Annotated in this window: 17 protein-coding genes; 9 read left to right on the top strand and 8 right to left on the bottom strand. The window is 66.5% G+C overall.

Going from position 1 to position 18,168, the window contains the following annotated elements:
• Positions 1 to 6: 6 nt before the first annotated feature.
• Positions 7 to 906: a LysR family transcriptional regulator gene (locus tag ASD87_RS14580; RefSeq protein ID WP_082586283.1), complete on the bottom strand. Its 900-nt coding sequence runs from the start codon at positions 904 to 906 to the stop codon at positions 7 to 9.
• Positions 907 to 977: 71 nt separating this feature from the next.
• On the opposite strand from ASD87_RS14580, the gene ASD87_RS14575 reads away from it, so the two are divergent.
• From ASD87_RS14575 to ASD87_RS14565, 3 genes are all read left to right on the top strand, one after another.
• A complete protein-coding gene (locus tag ASD87_RS14575; protein ID WP_056322850.1) occupies positions 978 to 2,225 on the top strand; it encodes a CaiB/BaiF CoA-transferase family protein in 1,248 nt (415 codons plus the stop codon).
• Positions 2,222 to 2,701, top strand: a complete 480-nt coding sequence (locus ASD87_RS14570; RefSeq protein WP_056322847.1) for a MaoC family dehydratase — start codon at positions 2,222 to 2,224, stop codon at positions 2,699 to 2,701. Before ASD87_RS14575 ends, ASD87_RS14570 begins: the two co-directional genes overlap by 4 nt.
• A gap of 80 nt (positions 2,702 to 2,781) precedes the next feature.
• On the top strand, positions 2,782 to 3,747 hold the full coding sequence (locus ASD87_RS14565) for a tripartite tricarboxylate transporter substrate binding protein (protein ID WP_056322844.1): 966 nt from the start codon (positions 2,782 to 2,784) through the stop codon (positions 3,745 to 3,747).
• 75 nt (positions 3,748 to 3,822) lie between these two features.
• On the opposite strand, the gene ASD87_RS14560 is transcribed toward ASD87_RS14565, so the two are convergent.
• The 5 genes from ASD87_RS14560 to ASD87_RS14540 all read right to left on the bottom strand — a co-directional run bounded on the left by ASD87_RS14560 (position 3,823) and on the right by ASD87_RS14540 (position 9,544).
• On the bottom strand, positions 3,823 to 4,197 hold the full coding sequence (locus ASD87_RS14560) for a tautomerase family protein (RefSeq protein WP_056322842.1): 375 nt from the start codon (positions 4,195 to 4,197) through the stop codon (positions 3,823 to 3,825).
• Positions 4,198 to 4,323: 126 nt separating this feature from the next.
• Positions 4,324 to 5,592: a glycine betaine/L-proline ABC transporter ATP-binding protein gene (locus tag ASD87_RS14555; protein WP_056322840.1), complete on the bottom strand. Its 1,269-nt coding sequence runs from the start codon at positions 5,590 to 5,592 to the stop codon at positions 4,324 to 4,326.
• On the bottom strand, positions 5,589 to 6,446 hold the full coding sequence (locus tag ASD87_RS14550) for a proline/glycine betaine ABC transporter permease (RefSeq protein ID WP_056322838.1): 858 nt from the start codon (positions 6,444 to 6,446) through the stop codon (positions 5,589 to 5,591). Before ASD87_RS14550 ends, ASD87_RS14555 begins: the two co-directional genes overlap by 4 nt.
• 292 nt (positions 6,447 to 6,738) lie before the next feature.
• Positions 6,739 to 7,740, bottom strand: a complete 1,002-nt coding sequence (locus tag ASD87_RS14545) for an ABC transporter substrate-binding protein (RefSeq protein ID WP_056322835.1) — start codon at positions 7,738 to 7,740, stop codon at positions 6,739 to 6,741.
• 535 nt (positions 7,741 to 8,275) lie between these two features.
• Positions 8,276 to 9,544: a class I SAM-dependent methyltransferase gene (locus tag ASD87_RS14540; protein ID WP_156403427.1), complete on the bottom strand. Its 1,269-nt coding sequence runs from the start codon at positions 9,542 to 9,544 to the stop codon at positions 8,276 to 8,278.
• Positions 9,545 to 9,701: 157 nt separating this feature from the next.
• Here ASD87_RS14540 and ASD87_RS14535 point away from each other — a divergent pair, with 157 nt between their 5' ends.
• From ASD87_RS14535 to ASD87_RS14510, 6 genes are all read left to right on the top strand, one after another.
• Positions 9,702 to 10,901 carry a Bcr/CflA family multidrug efflux MFS transporter gene (locus ASD87_RS14535; RefSeq protein WP_082586282.1) on the top strand — a complete coding sequence of 400 codons (1,200 nt, stop codon included), beginning with the start codon at positions 9,702 to 9,704 and terminating at the stop codon, positions 10,899 to 10,901.
• Between the two features lie 300 nt (positions 10,902 to 11,201).
• The gene (gene rpmB, locus ASD87_RS14530) at positions 11,202 to 11,438 is read left to right on the top strand and encodes a 50S ribosomal protein L28 (RefSeq protein ID WP_050447723.1); all 237 of its coding nucleotides are present in this window, start codon (positions 11,202 to 11,204) and stop codon (positions 11,436 to 11,438) included.
• 37 nt (positions 11,439 to 11,475) lie between these two features.
• Positions 11,476 to 11,643, top strand: coding sequence for a 50S ribosomal protein L33 (rpmG, locus tag ASD87_RS14525; protein ID WP_003810296.1), 168 nt, complete (start codon positions 11,476 to 11,478; stop codon positions 11,641 to 11,643).
• Between the two features lie 217 nt (positions 11,644 to 11,860).
• On the top strand, positions 11,861 to 13,090 hold the full coding sequence (locus ASD87_RS14520; RefSeq protein ID WP_056322828.1) for an ABC transporter substrate-binding protein: 1,230 nt from the start codon (positions 11,861 to 11,863) through the stop codon (positions 13,088 to 13,090).
• The gene (locus ASD87_RS14515) at positions 13,090 to 14,967 is read left to right on the top strand and encodes an ABC transporter permease (protein ID WP_056322826.1); all 1,878 of its coding nucleotides are present in this window, start codon (positions 13,090 to 13,092) and stop codon (positions 14,965 to 14,967) included. Before ASD87_RS14520 ends, ASD87_RS14515 begins: the two co-directional genes overlap by 1 nt.
• Positions 14,964 to 15,731: an ABC transporter ATP-binding protein gene (locus ASD87_RS14510; RefSeq protein WP_056322824.1), complete on the top strand. Its 768-nt coding sequence runs from the start codon at positions 14,964 to 14,966 to the stop codon at positions 15,729 to 15,731. The genes ASD87_RS14515 and ASD87_RS14510 overlap by 4 nt, the downstream gene beginning before the upstream one ends.
• 13 nt (positions 15,732 to 15,744) lie before the next feature.
• Here ASD87_RS14510 and ASD87_RS14505 read toward each other — a convergent pair whose 3' ends face one another.
• Together ASD87_RS14505 and ASD87_RS14500 are read right to left on the bottom strand one after the other, a co-directional pair.
• On the bottom strand, positions 15,745 to 17,514 hold the full coding sequence (locus ASD87_RS14505; RefSeq protein ID WP_056322822.1) for a SulP family inorganic anion transporter: 1,770 nt from the start codon (positions 17,512 to 17,514) through the stop codon (positions 15,745 to 15,747).
• Positions 17,515 to 17,609: 95 nt separating this feature from the next.
• On the bottom strand, positions 17,610 to 18,158 hold the full coding sequence (locus tag ASD87_RS14500) for a hemerythrin domain-containing protein (protein WP_056322819.1): 549 nt from the start codon (positions 18,156 to 18,158) through the stop codon (positions 17,610 to 17,612).
• Positions 18,159 to 18,168: the final 10 nt, after the last annotated feature.

Here is an 18,168-nt window from a genome sequence, read left to right as displayed (position 1 = left end):
CGCCGGTCAGGCTGGGGCCGGCGCCAGCATGCTGTCCCGCAGCCGCAGCACGGACGCGCAGGAGGTGTCGCGATGCGTCACCAGAGACAGGGACAACGCACCCTGCGCGTCCGCGTCGGTCAAAGGCACAAAGGCCACATGCGGCGTCGAATAGGCGCGGGTCACGCCGGGCACCAGCGCCACACCCAGGCCGCTGGCGACCAGGCTGACCAGCGTCTGCACCTGGATCGCTTCCTGGCTGATGCGGGGCGAAAACCCCGCCTTGTGGCATAGCGCCAGCGTCACCCCGTTCAGCCCCGGCACCTTGGCCGGCGAATACAGCACGAAGTTCTCGGACCGCATGCGTTCCAGCGCGATCGGGCCGGCGCCGGCCAGCGGATGCCCGGCGGGCACGGCCAGGATCAGGTCATCGCGCTCGACCACCCACGAATCCAGTTCGTTGTCTTCGGCCAGCGGCCCGCGCACCAGGCCGGCGTCAATTTCGTTGGCGCGCAGCATCGCCACCAGGCCGACCGTGCTGTCCTCGCGCAGATCCAGCTGCACGTCCGGGTACTGCGTCCGGAAGGCGGGCAGGCAACCCGGCAGCAGCATGTAGGTGGCCGAGCCCACGAAGCCCAGCCGCAGCGTGCCCCATTCGCCCAGCGCCACCCGGCGGGCGGCCTGGCGCGCCTGGTCGGTATGAAACAGCGCGCGGCGCGCGTCCGCCATCAGCGCATCGCCCGCCGGCGTCGTCGAGACGCCCTTGGCGCCCCGCACCAGCAGCGGAACGCCCACCGCGTGCTCCAGTTTCTGGATCGACACCGACAGCGCCGGCTGCGCGATGTGCAGCGCGTCGGCCGCGCGGCGGTAACTGCCCAGTTCGGCAATCGTGACGAACTGCCGAAGCTGGCGCAAATCTATAGCCATAACAGATTCCGTATCAAGCAATACCGAAGCCATATTAGACGCGTATGTGCGGCGCCGATAGGATTTCCGCCATGACCACGCCTCCCTCCCCGACCGTCTCCGCGCTGGACGGCATCCGCATCCTGGACCTGACCTCCGTCGTGTTCGGCCCCTATGCCTCGCAGATCCTGGCCGACTACGGGGCGGACGTCATCAAGGTCGAAGCGCCCGGCGGCGATTCCACCCGGCACACCGGCCCCGCGCAGGAGCCCGGCTTGTCCGCGATCTTCCTGGGGCTGAACCGCAACAAGCGCAGCATCGTGCTGGACCTGAAGCAGCCGGCCGCGCGCGAGGCGCTGCTGACGCTGGTGGACCAGGCCGACGTGCTGATGCACAGCATGCGGCCGGCCAAGATGGCCGCGCTGGGGCTGGACCCCGCCACGCTGTGCGCCCGCCATCCGCGGCTGGTGTATGCCGGCCTGTATGGCTTTGGCGAAGGCGGCGCCTACGACGGCCGCCCGGCTTACGACGACATCATCCAGGGCCTGTCCGGATTTGCCGACCTGGTGGGCCGCCAGACCGGCGCGCCGCGCTACCTGCCCACCGTGGCCGCCGACAAGACTTGCGGCCTCATCGCCGCGCACGCCATCCTGGCCGCGCTGTTCCAGCGCGAGCGCACGGGCCGCGGCCAGCAGCTGGAAGTGCCCATGTTCGAAAGCATGGCGTCGTTTGCGCTGGTGGAGCATTACTACGGCCGCCATCTGGCCGATGCGCCCGGCCCGGCCGGTTATCCGCGGGTGCTGACGCCGTGGCGCCGGCCCTGCCAGACCGCCGATGGACACGTCTGCCTGATGCCCTATACGGACGCCCATTGGCGCGATTTCTTCAACGCCGCAGGCCGCCCCGACCTGGCGCGGGACGCGCGCTTTGCCGACATCTCGGCGCGCACCCGGCACATCGAGACGCTGTACGAACTGCAGGCGGGCATCGTCGCGGCCCACGACACCGCGTACTGGCTTGCCCTGTGCGAGCGGCTGGAGATTCCGGCCGCGCCCGTGAACCGGCTGGAAGACCTGGAGACCGATCCGCACCTGGAGAGCGTCGGCTTCTTCGTGCCGCTGCAAAGCGCGTCCGGCAGCCAATACCGCTTTCCCCGCAACCCGGTGCGCCTGCAGCAGTCCAGCGTGCCGCCCGCCATGCCGCCGCGCCTGGGCGAGCACACCCACGAAGTGCTGCGCCAGGCCGGCCTTGCACCGGCCGCCATCGACGCCCTGCTGCAAGCGGGCGCCGCCGGCCAAGCACCCTCCCCCTCTTCCGACAACGCCAAGGACACCGCATGACCCAAGACCGCAACGCCTCGCCCGCCGCCCAACTGGGCCAAGGCTACTACTGGCAGGACCTTACCGTCGGCCAGCGCTTCCAGACGTTTCGCCGCACGGTCACCGAGACCGACATCGTCAACTTCATCAGCGTCACGGGCATGCTGGAGACCATCTTCATCGACGCCACCTACAGCCACGGTGCGATAAAGGGCCGGCCCGCCCCCGGCGCGCTGACCTACGGCCTGATCGAAGGGCTGATCATGCAGGGCATGGTGCAGGGAACGGGCCTGGCGCTGCTGGAAGTCCACAAGAAAATGATCGCGCCCGTGGTGGCCGGCGACACGGTCTGGGCCGAGATCGAAGTGACCGGCGTGCGCCCCACCTCGCAGCACAACCGCGCGGTGGTCACGTCCGAGATCGACGTCCGCAACCAGCATGGCAAGCCGGTGATGGCCTACACGGCCGTGCGCATGCTGGCCGGCAGACCCGGCTGAATGCCCCTGCGGCGGCACGGGTCCCGGCAGAGGACGCGGCCGCCAGTTCGCAGTACCCATAACAGCACAAGGAGACAACCATGAAAAAAGCAATGCTGGCCGCGACGCTGGCCATCCTGGCGCTGGGAGGCGCCGCAAGCGCCCAGGCCGCATGGCCCGACCGCCCGATCACGATGGTGGTGCCCTTCCCGCCCGGCGGGCCGACCGACCTGGTGGCGCGCGTGCTGGCCAAACAGCTCACCGACCAGCTCGGCCAGACCGTCGTCGTCGAAAACAAGGGCGGCGCCAACGGCAACATCGGCATGCAATACGCAGCCGCGGCCAAGCCAGACGGCTACACGGTGCTGTACAACACCTCGTCCATCGCACTCAGCCCCAACCTGTACCGCTCGCTGGCGTTCGACCCGGTCAAGGAGTTTGCGCCCGTCTCCAGCACAGCCGTCATTCCACTCGTCCTCCTGGTGCATCCCTCGGTGCCCGCCGACACCGCATCCGCGTTCGTCGACTACGCCCGCAAGCATCCCGGCAAGCTGTCGTACGGCTCGGCGGGCGCGGGCAACGTCACGCACCTGGGCGCGTTGCTGCTCCTGAAGTCGCTGAACATCGACGCGGTCCACGTGCCCTATCGCGGCAGCGCTCCGGCCATGACCGACCTGGTCGGCGGCCAGGTCCAGGTGATGACCAACACGCTGAACGACTCGCTGGGATTCATCCGCGAAGGCAAGCTGCGCGCCCTGGCGGTGACCAGCGAGACCCGCAGCGACCAGTTGCCCAACGTGCCGACGGTGGCTGAGACGGTGGCGCCGGGCTTTGGCATGGGCGCCTGGCAAGGCGTCGTCGTGCCGGCAGGCACGCCCGCGCCCATCATCGACAAGCTCAACGCCGAGATCCTGCGCGCGCTCAAATCCCCGGAAATGCAGAAGCAGCTCAAGGTGCAGGGCGCGCAGGCGCTGGGGTCGACACCGCAGGAGTACGCCGCCTACATCAAGAGCGAGATCGCGCGGTGGGGCGAGGTGGTGAAGGCGGCAAACGTGAAGCTGGACTGACTGCACAGCCCACGTATTCGCCCATGAGAAACGCCCGCGGCAAGCGGGCGTTTCCTGTTCTGAGGGCGGGCCGGATCAGCGTCCGGCGGCCTTGGCGCTCAGTCCATTGGCCACGCCCATGTCGGTCTTGGGCACGTCGCGCAGGATCACGCGCACGTCTTCGCCCGACATGTCGAGGCTGGCGCACACGGCCTGGTTCAGCGCCGCGATCAGCGCCGCCTTCTTGGCCTCGTCGCGCCCTTCGATCAGGTCCACGTCCACGCGCGCCATGCGCTTGCCGATCTCGCCCGCCACGATCACGTGTTCCGCCGGGATTTCGTGCAGCACGGCGCGCACGCTGGGCACCGGGGCCGCGATGCTTTCGACCACCGCGTTGGACGCCGCCTTCAACAGGGCGGCTTTCTGGGCGGCCGAGTGGCCTTGCATGATCTGGACGTTCAAGAGGGGCATGACAGGTTCCGAGGGTGCATGACGAGGAAAGCCGGCCAAACCGGCCGGCAAGCCATCATATCGTGACTGCGCCCGCATGCAAGCGGGTGCACGCGGGCGCATGGGGTCATGCCGACAATGCGGGGATCAGGCGGCGGCCTTGCCCTCGCTTTCCTGTTCGGGCTGGGCCGTCAACGCAGCGGCATCGGGCGTGGCGGTGTCGCCCGCTACCTGCGTCTCGGTCAGGGCCGGTGTCACCAGCTCCACGACCTTCTTGCGCGACAACATGCCCAGGAACTCGTCGTCCTCGCCCGTCACCGCCACCGGCTGGTCGCTGTGCACCAATTGCGCCAGCACCTCGCCCAGTCCCGCGGTTGCGGGCACCGACGCCAGGTCCTCGACGAAGCGGGACACGTCGCGCACGCCTTCCTGCATCGCCTTCTGGGCCGCCTCGGCGGTCAGCACGCCAGCCAGACGCTTGCCATCCAGCACCGGCGCGTACTCATAGTTCAGCGCCTTCATGCGGTCCACGGCGTGCGCCGGGCGCGAGCGCATCGTCAGCGTCAGGCGCGCCGGATTCACGGCGTGCGTGGCGTTGAGCACCTTGGTGCGGTTCACGTCCTGCAGGAACGACTGCACGTAATCGTTGGCCGGGTTCAGCAGGATGTCTTCCGGCGTGCCCTCCTGCACCAGTTCGCCGTCCTTCAGGATGGCGATGCGGTTGCCCAGGCGCAGCGCTTCGTCCAGATCGTGCGTGATGAAGACGATGGTCTTGTTCAGCTTGGCCTGAAGCTGCAGGAGCTGATCCTGCATTTCGCGGCGAATCAGCGGATCCAGCGCGGAAAACGCTTCGTCCATCAGCAGGATCTCGGCATCGGTGGCCAGCGCCCGCGCCAGGCCGACACGCTGCTGCATGCCGCCCGACAGTTGGTGCGGATACTGGTTCTCGAAGCCCGACAGGCCCACCTGTTCCAGCCATTCGCGGGCACGCTTCTCGCGTTCGGCCTTGCCAACGCCCTGCACGGTCAGGCCGTACGCGGCGTTGTCCAGCACGGTGCGGTGCGGAAACAGGCCAAAACGCTGGAACACCATGCTCATCTTCTTTTGGCGGAAGATTTCCAGGTCGCGCTTGTTCAGGCTGACCACGTCCACGCCGTCGACCAGGATGTGGCCCGCGCTGGGCTCGATCAGGCGGTTGAAGTGGCGGATCAGCGTGGACTTGCCCGAACCGGACAGCCCCATGATGACGTAGATGCTGCCTTCTTCGATGGACAGGCTGATGTCGCGCAGGCCGAGCGTGTGGCCGCTCTTGGCCAGCAGCTCTTCCTTGCTCATGCCGCCCTGCGCGGCTTGCAGCCATTTCTTCGGATGCGCACCGAAAATCTTGTAGATGTTCTTGACTTCGATCTTGCTCATCGCTGGCCTCCCGTGCGCATGCGCTGTCCATACGATTGCGTGATCCGGTCGAACAGCACGGCCAGCACCACGATACCCAGGCCGGCGAGCAGGCCCCGGCCCACTTCCAGGCGGTTGATGCCCAGAAGCACTTCATAACCCAGGCCGCGCGCGCCGATCATCGACGCAATCACCACCATCGACAGCGCCATCATCGTGGTCTGGTTGATACCGGCCATGATGTTGGGCAGCGCCAGGGGCAGCTGCACGCCGAACAGCTGCTGGCGCGGGTTGGCGCCAAAGGCGCGCGACGCTTCCAGCACTTCGCGGTCGACCAGGCGGATGCCCAGGTCGGTCAGGCGGATGAGCGGCGGCACGGCGTAGATGACGGTTGCGATGATGGCGGGGATCTTGCCCAGGCCGAACAGCATCACGACAGGAATCAGATACACGAAGCTGGGCATCGTCTGCATCACGTCCAGCACGGGCAGCATGCCCGAGCGCAGCCAGTTCACCCGTGCCATCAGCACGCCCAGCGGAATGCCGATCAGCACCGACAGGCCGGCGGCCATGATCATCAGCGCCAGCGTCTGCATGCCGGCGTCCCACAAGCCCAGCACCCCGATGACGCACAGCAGCGCGCCCATCGCCAGGCTCAGGCCGATGCGGCGGCTCACGCCGTAGGCGATCGCGATGGTGACCGCGACCACCGCCCACCAGGGCGAATTGCGCAGCAGTTGCTCCAGCCACACCAACGCGTGCAGCACGGGCTGGGACATCTTTTCCAGCGTGTCCGCGTAGTTGGTGACCAGGTGATCGACGAAACCGTCGATCGCCCCCCGTACCTGACGGGCGGGAATAATTTCAGGAAACATACATTCGACTCCATTCTGGCGCGCTCGCCGCCCGTGTCGCCACCGGGCACGCTGGCGCAGGACAAGACATCGAGACTGAGACTGGCGCCAGGCACCCGGAAGGACCGCTGATTGCGCAAATCCATTCCGCATCGGTGCCCGGCACCGGAATCACTGCCACCGCGGGTGGCGGCACAAGCACGCTTGCCGGGCCGGACGCATGCGCCCGGCCGGCGGCCATCCCGGCAAAGAGTTCCGGCCCCTTGAAGAGCCGGTACGCGCCACCGCGGCGCGCAGCCAGGATCACAGTGCTTTACAGCGCGCTTTGGACGCGCCCGGCGACGTCGGCGGGGACCCACTTGGTCCAGACGTCGGGTTTGTTCTTCAGGAACCACTTGGCCACGGCATTGGACTCATCGCCGGACTCTTCCATGTGGGCCAGGGTTTCATTGATGACCGGCAGCGGCACCGAGACCTTGGACAGGAATTCGGTCAGCTTGGGCGCATCTTCGGAGAACTTGGTGTTCACCGCGGTAAAGACAGGGTTGTCGGGGTAGGCGCTGGGCTCGGGCTTGGCGCACTTGGGCGACGTCAGGCACTTGTGCTTTTCAGCATCGTAGGCCGGCAGGTCCAGCTTGACCAGATCCATGGCGCCGACCAGCGGCGTGGGCGACCAGTAATAGAAGACCACGTTCTGCTTGCGCTTGTAGGCCGACATCAGGGCCGCCTTCTGCGCCGCGCCCGTGCCGGGCGAGTACAGCGTGTAGGTGTCGTCCAGCTTCAAGGCGTGGAACAGGTTGTTGCTGGTGACTTCGCAACCCCAGCCGGCCGGGCAGCCATAGAAACGGCCCTTGCCGGGTTCTTCCGGATCCTTGAATTCATCCTTGAACTTGGGCAGGTCCGCCGCCGACTTCAGCTCGGGCAGACGCTCGGCCGTGTACTTGGGGATGTACCAGCCTTCGGCGCCCATGTACAGATCGCCGATGCGCTTGACCTTGCCGGTCTTCTCGGCGCGGGCCCAGGGATCGGCCACGCTGTTCAGCCAGATCTCGGTGTTGATGTCCAGATCGCCGCGCTCAAGCGCGGCCAGGGCGGGCAAGGTCTCGGTGGGCAGGGTTTCGGTCTTGCAACCGTAGCCCTTTTCCATGATGAATCGTTCGACGTCGACCAGGACCAGGTTGGATTCCCAGTTCATGGCGCCGAACGTGACCGGACGCTTGAGTTCACATTGCGGGGCGTCGGCGGCTTGAGCCGAACCAGCAAACGCAAACAAAACGGCCGCGGCGGCCAGGGACTTGACAGGGGTAAAACGCATTGGCTTTTGCCTCCATAGGTTCAGGCACTCACGCCAGGATGAAGGCCTGGGCGGCACCGTGGAGCTAAGGGGGTTGTGCGGAAGACGGGCTGAACCGCCAATACAAACCGACACTAGCAACAAGACTGCCCGCGAGGGGTGCGGCGTCTTGCAAGACAGGGAGCTTCAAAAACGGGTTTTTGAATACTCACAGAAAGAGAACAAACTGAACGAAGAAGGCAGCATCTTAAACGAAATTGCTGCGCCGCCCAACCCCAGGGGTGAATGAAACAGATACATTCGCGGCCAAATTGCTCCGGGAAAACCCCAGTAGATCAGGGGGAAACGGCAGATTTCTCCTAGGAAGACCAAACCCGAAAAGACCGATACATTTAGTTAATATTATGTGCCTATTAATACGTTCAGCGCGTTCCAGAGTGCACTGCAACACGGGAATTGGTTCCAGAAAGCGTAAACATTCATGCTTGTACGATGGCTCCAATTGACACCATTCCGGACCCGCCAGTCAAAGGTTCAAACCGCGGCGGTGGCCCCCTCAGTACGGACCGCGATCCCCATACATATAGTCCCGCCGCCACGGATAAGACAGATCCCCAGGCCCGTCCAGTTCGTCCGAGCGGCCCGACGCCGGATGCTGGACAAGAATCTGATGCAGTGCGATCCACCCATGTTCGAACGCCATGGCGCAGCCGGCCAGATACAGCCGGTACGCGCGCAGCGACCGCTCGCCCTGGTCCCCGCCCAGGATGCGGGCCGCTTCGGGCAAGCGCGCCTCCAGTCCATCGCTCCAGGCCCAGAGCGTGCGCGCATAGTGCGGCCGCAGGTTCTCCACGTCCAGGTCTTCCAGCCCGCCATTGGCCAGCGCCTGCATCACCACGCTGACGTGCGTCAGCTCGCCGCCTGGGAAGATGTATTTCTCGATGAACTCGCCCATGCCATTGCCCAGTTCGGCGTTGTACACGCCGGCCGCGGTGATGCCGTGATTCATGATCAGCCCGCCCGGACGGAGCAGCCTCCGCAGCTTGGCGAAGTAGCTTTCCAGTTGCGCGCGCCCCACGTGCTCGAACATGCCGACCGATGCGATCTTGTCGTAGGGCTGGGATTCGTCCAGCTGGCGGTAATCCAGCAGCATCATGCGGACCCGCCCGGACAACCCCTTCTCTTCGATCAGCCGACTGACGTGCGCATGCTGGTTGCGCGACAGCGTGATGCCGGTGGCGTCGACGCCATAGTTCTCGGCGGCCCACAGCAGCAGCCCGCCCCATCCCGCGCCCACGTCCAGGAACCGCTCGCCGGCCGACAGACGCAGCTTGCGGCAAATGAGATCGAGCTTGGCCTCCTGCGCCTGCGCCAGCGTCATACCCGGTTCGCGGTAGTAGGCGCACGAATAGACGCGGCGCGGATCCAGCCACAGCGCGTAGAAGTCGTCGGACAGGTCGTAGTGGAACTGAATCTGTTTGGCGTCGCGCTCGACCGAATGCCGCCACACAGACATCACCTTGCGCACCAGATCGGTCAGCCATCCGCCCCTCGCGGCGTCCATGGGCGAACCGGGCAGCAGCTTTGCCGCGGCCGCCATGACGTCGCGCATGCGTCCTTCGATATCGATGCGGCCTTCGACGTAATCCTGGCCCAGCACGCCGACGGCCCCTTCGGCCAGATGGGCCAGCGCATTCTTGTCGTGCGTCACGAACCGCACGCGGGGGGACGGCGCGCCGAGCACGGCGCCATCGGGCAGCACGAGCTGCACAGGGACAGGCAGGGCCTGAAGTTTGCGTTCCACGACAGATAGCAAAGGATTCACGGCTTCTCCTCCGGATGCGTAGCGGCGCCAGGGACGCTTTCGGAAAACTCCCGCAATTTTCCTGTAAGCCAGCCCATGATAAAGTCCCCGGCTTGGCGCGGCCAGTACAGCCCCTGCACCGCCACGCGCCCTGTCCCTGCGTTTCATCGCGATCTACATGCCCCCATCACAGACATCCCGCAGCAGCCTGCCCGGTTGGCTCATCCTCATGGGCGCGCTGACGGCCATCGGCCCGTTCGCCATCGATATGTACCTGCCCGCGTTCCCCACGATCGCGGCCAATCTCGGCGTCTCCCGCGGCGATGTCGAGCGCACGTTGGCGGCGTACCTGATCGGCCTGGCGATGGCGCAGGTGTTCTACGGCCCGATGGCCGACCGCTTCGGCCGCAAGCCGCCGCTGCTGGTGGGCCTGACCCTGTTCATGATCGCCTCGCTGGGGTGCGCGCTGTCGGGATCGGTCGAAGCCCTGACCGGCTGGCGCGTCGTGCAGGCAATGGGTGGCGCGGCCGGCATCGTGATTCCGCGCGCGGTCATCCGCGACCACTACGAGACCCACGAGGCGGCGCGCGCCATGTCGCTGCTGATGCTCATCATGGGCCTGGCGCCGATCCTCGCGCCGCTGATCGGGGGCCAGTTGCTGGCCATCACCTCGTGGCGCAGCCTCTTCTGGGTGATGCTCGCGGGCGGCGCGATGCTGATGACGGCCGTCATCCTCATCATGAAGGAATCGCTCACGCCCGAGCGCGTGGTGCCGCTGCGCTGGAGCACCATCCTGCAAAACTATCGCGGCCTGTTCGCGCACCGCGGCTTCATGTCGCACAGCCTGGCGGGCGGTTTTGGCCAGGCCGGCATGTTTGCCTACATCATCGGCTCGCCCCGCGTCTTCATCGAACTCTACGGCGTGCCGCCGCAATACTACGGCCTGCTGTTCGGCACCAATGCGCTGTCGCTCATCATCTGCTCGCAGATCAGCGCGCGGCTGCTGCGCACCTACACCCCGCGCCAGCTGCAAAGCCGCGCGCTGGTCACGCTGGCCTGCGCCAGCCTCGCCGCCGTCGCGCTGACGCTGGCCGGGCTGCTGACGCTGCCGCTGCTGATGTTGTGCCTGATCTGCTACATGGGCAGCCAGGGCTTCGTGAACCCCAACTCGGCGGCGCTTGCGCTGGCGGACCAGGGCAAGCGGCTGGGCGCGGCGTCCGCGCTATTGGGGACACTTCAGTTGTCGTGCGGCGCCCTCGCGGGTTTCGCCGTCAGCGCCTGGCAATCCGACACCGCCCTGCCGCTGACCACCACCCTGGCGGCCTGCGCATGCCTGTCCTGGACGGCCGGGCGTGTGGCGCGTTCGCACACCGCGTAGCCCTGCAGCTTGATTTACTTAAGATTTTCGTATTAGAATCGCGGTCTTCACATGAAGTTTCCCGTGCAGGACTACTATGCTTTGTAGTTCAGCACTCTGACCCCCAACCGCGTGTTGTGAATGCAAGCGGGCGGCAGGCAGCGGGTATAAGCACTGGGGTGAAATCACTTTCCCCCTCATCCACTAAGACTGGGTGGCCGGCCAAGGCAGCGTACAGCAGCCTTCACAGCCCGGCGGCTAAACCCCCGTCTACTCCCCCGAAGCGATGCGCGGCAAGAACGACACTAAAGAGGTGCATCCATGGCACGCGTATGCCAAGTGACCGGCAAAGGCCCGATGGTGGGCAACAATGTTTCGCACGCAAACAACAAGACCAAGCGTCGCTTCCTGCCCAACCTGCAATCGCGCCGGTTCTGGGTTGAAAGCGAAAACCGCTGGGTTCGCCTGCGTGTTTCTGCCAAGGCCATCCGCACGATCGACAAGAACGGCATCGAAGCCGTGCTGGCCGAAATGCGTGCCCGCGGCGAAATGGCCTAATCGGCCGCCCCGCCAATCTACATACTAGGAGCACGACATGGCCAAAGGTATCCGCGAAAAGATCAAGCTCGAGTCGACCGCCGGCACGGGTCATTTCTACACGACCACCAAGAACAAGCGCAACATGCCCGAGAAGATGCTGATCAAGAAATTTGATCCGGTCGCTCGCAAGCACGTCGACTACAAGGAAACCAAGCTGAAGTAATTCAGCCGGTATCCCGCAAAAAAGGCCCTGTCATGCAGGGCCTTTTTTATTGCCGGCCATTTTTATTGCCGGCTTCTTGTCGCCCGCTTTTTGTTGCCGGCTTTTTATTGCCATTAATTTGCCGCTGCGCCAAGGCCCATGTTTCAATTAGGCCGCACCGGCGGCGCCTCAGGCGCGCGCGAGGCCCGATTCATCTTCAGCCTGCGATTACTCCACCATGATCCGTCCCTGCCTCACTTTGCTGCGCCGCGCGCTTGCGCCCGCGATCCTGGCCCTGGCCCTGGCTCCGGCCGCCCCCGCCGCCGCCAAAGACAAGGAACCGCCCATCCGCATCGGCGAGATCAACAGCTACAAGGCCATTCCCGCCTTCCTGGGCCCGTACAAAAAGGGTTGGCAGCTGGCGCTTGAAGAGGTCAACGCCGCGGGTGGCGTCCTGGGCCGAAAACTCGAAGTCATCTCGCGCGACGACAACGGCAATCCGGGTGATTCGGTCCGCGCCGCGCAGGAACTGCTGGCGCGCGAAAAAGTCGAGCTGCTGTTCGGCGGGTTCCTTTCCAACACCGGCCTGGCGCTGACCGATTTCGCCAAGCAGCAAGAGGTGTTCTTCCTGGCCGCCGAACCGCTGACCGACAAGATCACCTGGCAGGAAGGCAACCGCTACACCTACCGCTTGCGTCCGTCCACATGGATGCACGTGGCGGCGGTGGCGCCCAAGGCGCTGGCCCTGCGCAAGAAGCGCTGGGCCATCGTCTACCCCAATTACGAATACGGGCAATCCGCCGTGGCCACGTTCAAGGCCATGATGCAGTCGTTCCAATCCGACGTGGAATTCGTCGCGGAACAGGCCGTGCCGCTGGGCAAGGTGGATGCCGGCGCGGTGGTGCAGGCGTTGGCCGACGCCAAACCCGACGCCATTTTCAACGTGCTGTTCGCCGCCGACCTGACGCGCTTCGTGCGCGAAGGCAACACGCGCGGCCTCTTTGAAAACATGCCGGTCGTCTCGCTGCTGTCCGGCGAACCCGAATATCTGGAGCCGCTGGGCGCCGACACGCCCACCGGCTGGATCGTCACCGGCTATCCCTGGTACGCCATCGACACGCCGGCCAACAAGACCTTTGTCGAGGCCTACAAGAAGCGCTTCAACGAAACGCCCAAGGTCGGGTCGGTGGTCGGCTATGCATCGTTGATGTCGATCGCGCAGGGCCTGAAGGCCGCCGGCTCCGTGGACACGGAAAAGCTCGTCGACGCCTTTGCCGGCCTGAAGGTGGACACGCCCTACGGCCCGATCCAGTACCGCAAGATCGACCATCAATCCACGATGGGCGTCTACGTGGGCGTGACCGCGGTCGAGGACGGCAAGGGCATCATGAAGGACTTTGCCTACATCGACGGCGCGCGCCTGCAGCCGCCTGACGAACAGGTGCGCAAGATGCGGCCGGCACACTGATGAATGTGTCCGGGCTGCTGCTGCAGCTGCTCAATGGCCTGGCCGACGCCAGCGCGCTGTTCCTGGTCGCCGCGGGCCTGTCGCTGATCTTTGGCGTAACCCGCGTGGTCAACTTCGCGCACGGCTCGTTCTACATGCTGGGCATCTACCTGGCCTGGACCTTCACCAGCCATTTCGGCAGCGGCGCGGGTTACTGGTTCGGCCTGCTGCTGGCGGCGCTGGCGACCGGCCTGATCGGCGCGGCGGCCGAACTTCTGGTGCTCAAGCGCCTTTACCGCGCCCCCGAACTCTTCCAGCTGCTGGCGACCTTCGCCCTCGTCCTCATCATCGGCGACGCGGCCCTGGCCATCTGGGGCCCCGAAGACCTGTTCTCGGCCCGCGCGCCGGGCCTGTCGGGCGCCGTGCAGATCCTGGGCCGCCGCTATCCCGAATACGACCTCCTGCTGATTGCCGCCGGCCCCATCGTGCTGGGCCTCTTGTGGCTGCTGCTCATGCGCACCCGCTGGGGCCGGCTGCTGCGCGCCGCCGCTGAAAACCGCACCATGCTGGCGGCGCTGGGCGTGAATCAGGCCTGGCTGTTCACGTCCGCCTTCACACTGGGCGCGTTCCTCGCCGGCCTGGGCGGCGCGCTGGCGGCGCCGCGCGTGCCCGCCACGCTCGGCCTGGACCTTGAAATCATCGCCAGCGCCTTTGTCGTGGTGGTCGTGGGCGGCTTGGGATCGGTGCCGGGCGCGTTCCTGGCGGCCGTGCTGATCTGCTCGGTCAAGGCGCTGTTCGTGTTCCTGGGCCAGGTCGCCATCGGCCCGTGGGTGTTCAACCTGTCCAAGCTCACGCTGCTGGCCGAATTCGCCGTGATGGCCGTGGTGCTGGTCGTGCGGCCGTGGGGCCTGATGGGTAAGCCCCCCGCCCCAACTTCGCACGCGGGCATGCCGGAGCGCCCCATATCCCCGGCGGGTCCGCGCCTGCGTCTGGCCTATGGCGTGCTGCTGGCCTTGCTGGCGCTGGTGCCCGTCGCGACGCTGTACTGGCCCTACCTCAGCATCCTCATGACCGAGATCCTGATCGCCGCCCTGTTCGCCGCCAGCCTGCACTTTCTGACCGGGCTGGCGGGCATGACCTCGTTCGGCCACGCCGCCTGGTTCGGACTGGGCGCCTACGGCGCGGCGCTGCTCCTGAAACTGGCCGCCATCCCCATGGAGGCGGCGCTGCTGCTGGGCCCGTTTGCCGCCGCGTTCGGCGCCCTGGTGTTCGGGTGGTTCTGCGTGCGGCTGTCCGGCGTGTATCTGGCGATGCTGACGCTGGCGGTCGCGCAGATCTTGTGGGCCCTGACCTATCAATGGGATGACGTGACCGGCGGCAGCAACGGCCTGACGGGCTTGTGGCCGTCGGCCTGGCTGGCGCAGGGGCCCTGGTTCTACTACCTCACGCTGGCGCTGTGCGCGGCCGGCGTCTGGTGGCTGCGCCGGCTGGCGTTTTCGCCCCTGGGTTTCGCGCTGCGCGGCGCGCGCGATTCGGCCTTGCGCGCCGAAGCGCTGGGCATGGACACGCGCCGCATCCAGTGGGCCGGATTCGTGGCCGCCTCGTTCGCCGCGGGCCTGGCGGGCTCCCTGTACGCATTTTCCAAGGGCAGCATCGCGCCCGACGTGCTGGCCGTCAGCCGCTCGGTCGATGGACTGGTGATGGTGCTGCTGGGCGGCATCCAGACGCTGGCCGGCCCGCTTGTCGGCGCGGCATCCTACACCTGGCTGCAGGATGCCGCGGCGCGCAGCACCGAGTACTGGCACGCGGTGCTGGGCCTGGCGATCCTGGCCCTCGTCATGGCCTTCCCCGAAGGCCTGGCGGGCGCTGCCGCCCGGCTGCGCAAGAGGTCCGCATGACCCCGGCCGCCCCCCTGCTGCAGGTGCGCAACCTGCGCAAATCCTTCGGCGGCATCGACGCGCTGGCCGATGTGTCGTTCGACCTGGACGCGGGCCACATGCTGGCCCTGATCGGCCCGAACGGCGCGGGCAAATCGACCTGCTTCAATGTGTTGGGCGGCCAGTTGCGCCCGGACTCGGGTTCGGTGCGGCTGGACGGGCGCGAACTGGTCGGCCTGTCGGCCGGCAAGATCTGCCAGCTGGGCGTGGGCCGCAGCTTCCAGACCGCCGCCACGTTCCGCTCGATGACCGTGCTGGAAAACGTGCAGACAGCCCTGCTGTCGCGCGACCGGTTGCTGTTCAACCCATGGCGGCGCGCCGGCCGCCATGCGGTTGAAGAAGCGAAGACCCTGCTGTCGCAAGTGCAGATGGCGGACAAGGCCAACGAGGCGTGCGGCACGCTGGCCTATGGCGACGTCAAGCGGGTGGAGCTTGCGATGGCGCTGGCGCACCAGCCGCGTCTGCTCTTGATGGACGAGCCCACCGCCGGCATGGCCACCAACGAACGCCATGCGCTGATGCGCCTGACCCGCCAGTTGGCGGACACGCAGCGCATTGCGGTGCTTTTCACGGAACACAGTCTGGATGTCGTGTTCAAGCACGCGGATCGCATCGCGGTGCTGGTACGGGGCGGCCTGCTGGCCGAAGGCGCGCCGGCCGCCATCGCGGCCGACGAGCGGGTCAAGGCCGCTTATCTGGGCACCGAGACGCCGCAGAAAGCCTGACCCGCCAAACGCCTCAACCGTCGCGCTGCGGGCGGTCCGGCTGGCATTCCCAGAAAATCCGGGCCGTGCACCCTGCGCAGATGTTCCGGTCCAGCTTGGCGTAGATCTCGTGCAACGCCGTCGCCTTGTCCGGAAAGATGTGGTCCTCGCCCAGCCGGGCCAGAAATCCGGTGCGGCGCCACATGTCCATCACCTCGGGCCGCGGCCGATGGAAATACAGATCTCCGCCCATCGCGCGCCGCGCCGCCAACTCGTCGTCCCAGACCTGCGCGCCGGCCAGGTCGATGAAGTTCATGCTCTTGGCCATCACCAGCAAATGGCGCGGCGCGCCCGGCGCCGAACGCAGATCGTGCAGCCGCTGCGCCACGTGCGCGGCCGCCCCGAAATAGACTGACCCCTCCATGCGCAGCAGCTTGAGCTGCGGGCATTCCGGCAAGGCGTCCGGGTGATGCTCCAGGACGACGAAGCGGCGATCCGGCCCGCGCGAATCAAAGCCCATCGTGCGCATCGCCGGCCGCGACGTGCGGTGCAGGTACACCATGAGCGACAGCACCGTGCCCAGCAGGATCGCGACCTCCATGCGGATGGCGATCGTGGCGGCCAGCGTGGCCGCGGCGATTGCGCATTCGCCGCGTTGCGTGCGCAACAGGTGACGCCAGCGGGGAATGTCCAGCAGCGTCCAGGCCACCAGCAACAGCAGCCCCGAGATCGCCGCATGCGGGATCAACGCCAGGAGCGGCGCGGACACCGCCACCAGCAGCATCAGCAGCAGCGCGGAAAACACCGACGCCAGCGGCGTTTTTGCGCCCGCCTCGAAGTTTGGAATGGAACGATTGAGCGAGCCGCAGGACAGGTAGCACGAAAAGAAGCCGCCCACGATGTTGGACAGGCCCTGTCCCACGAACTCCCGGTTCGCGTCGATGCGCTGGCCAGATCGCGTCGCAACCGCCTTGGCAATCGAGATGGATTGCGCCAATGCGACGATGGTCAACGCAAATGCCAGGCTCAAGAGATCGGGCAGCGCGCGCCAGTCGACGCTGGGCACATGAAAAGGCGGCCACGGTTGGGCGATTGCGCCCAGCACAGGCACCGGCGTGCCTGCCTGCGGCGGGACCACCGAATTGAAGGCCCACGCCGCGAATGTCCCCGCCGCCAGGCCCAGCAGCATGTATGGCTTGCGCTTGTCCAGCCTGCGCGCCAGCAGCGCGGTGCCCAGCGTGACCAGCGTCACCAGCAAGGCGCCCGGATGCGCCTGGCCGATATGCGTGGCGATGCTTTCCAGCACCGCGCCCGCACCATGCGCCTCTGTCGAGGGCAAACCCAGCGCGTCCTTGAGCGCATGCACGGCGATCAGCACGGCCGCACCGCTGGTAAAACCAAACAACGCCGACGGCGAAATGAAGTGCGCCAGCGATCCCAGCCGCAAGGTCCCCACCAGCCACTGCATGATCCCGACCAGCACGGTCACGGCAAGGGCAAGCTGGATGTAGGCGGGGGTGCCCGCGGCTGCCAGCGGCGCCAGCACCGCAAACAGCGCCAGCGAATTGGCGTTGGTCGGTCCGGACATCACATGGCGGCTGGAGCCGAACAACGCCGCCACGATACAGGGCACGATGGCCGAATACAGGCCGTATTCAGGAGGCAGGCCCGCCAGCGTCGCGAACGCGACGCCCTGCGGCAGCACCAGCAACGCGCCCAACAACCCCGCCGCCAGGTCGGCGCGCAGCGTCACCCGGTTGACGTCCTCGACCCACGAACCGAACAGCCGGCGCGCGACGTTCATTCCCCCCAGCATCATCCTGTCTTGTTCCCTGACATCGGCGTTCCCGCCTGTCCGGCAAGGGTAAACGCTCGCCCCCGCCCGCGCAACGCGCCTTTTCAGCCGGCCTCGCCGCCGCGCCGCGCTTTCATGGCCTGACCGATCGCAGCCAGCGCGTCGTCCGGTATCAGCCGCGCCGCCATCGGCAGCAACTCGTCCTCTTCGCGCCGGATGTGCGCTTCGTAGGCCTCGGTGAAGGCCTGGACCTGCTCCGGCGGCAATTGCGCCGGCCGCCCCGCCGCGATCTCGGACAGCGTCTGGCGCAAGGGTTCCCACAGGCCCGCCAAGCGGCGATGATCGGCCATCAGGCCGTCCACCAGCGCGTGCAGGCACACCGCGTCCGACCCCGCCATCGAGTCGATCAAGGCTGGAAAGAGGTCTTCTTCTTCGTCTTCATGATGATGCGCGGCCGCGGTGTCGAAGTACCGGCGGACGCTGGTGGCGGCGGTTTGCGCCGCCGTGTCGCTGCCGTGCGATGGCAGGTGCGCCGCCAGCCGCGCCAGCGTCGCGCATTGGCGCGCGATGCGCCCATGACAGGCCGACAACAGCGCCAGCGGATCGTCTGAGCCCGGCGCCGCAGCCGGACCGCCTGGAAAACTCACTGCCATCGCCTGCCTC

It is taken from the genome of Achromobacter sp. Root170, assembly GCF_001428165.1.
GTDB lineage: Bacteria > Pseudomonadota > Gammaproteobacteria > Burkholderiales > Burkholderiaceae_B > Achromobacter > Achromobacter mucicolens.
The sequence above is the reverse complement of the archived record's forward strand: the minus strand, read 5'-3'. Positions and strand labels throughout refer to the sequence as shown.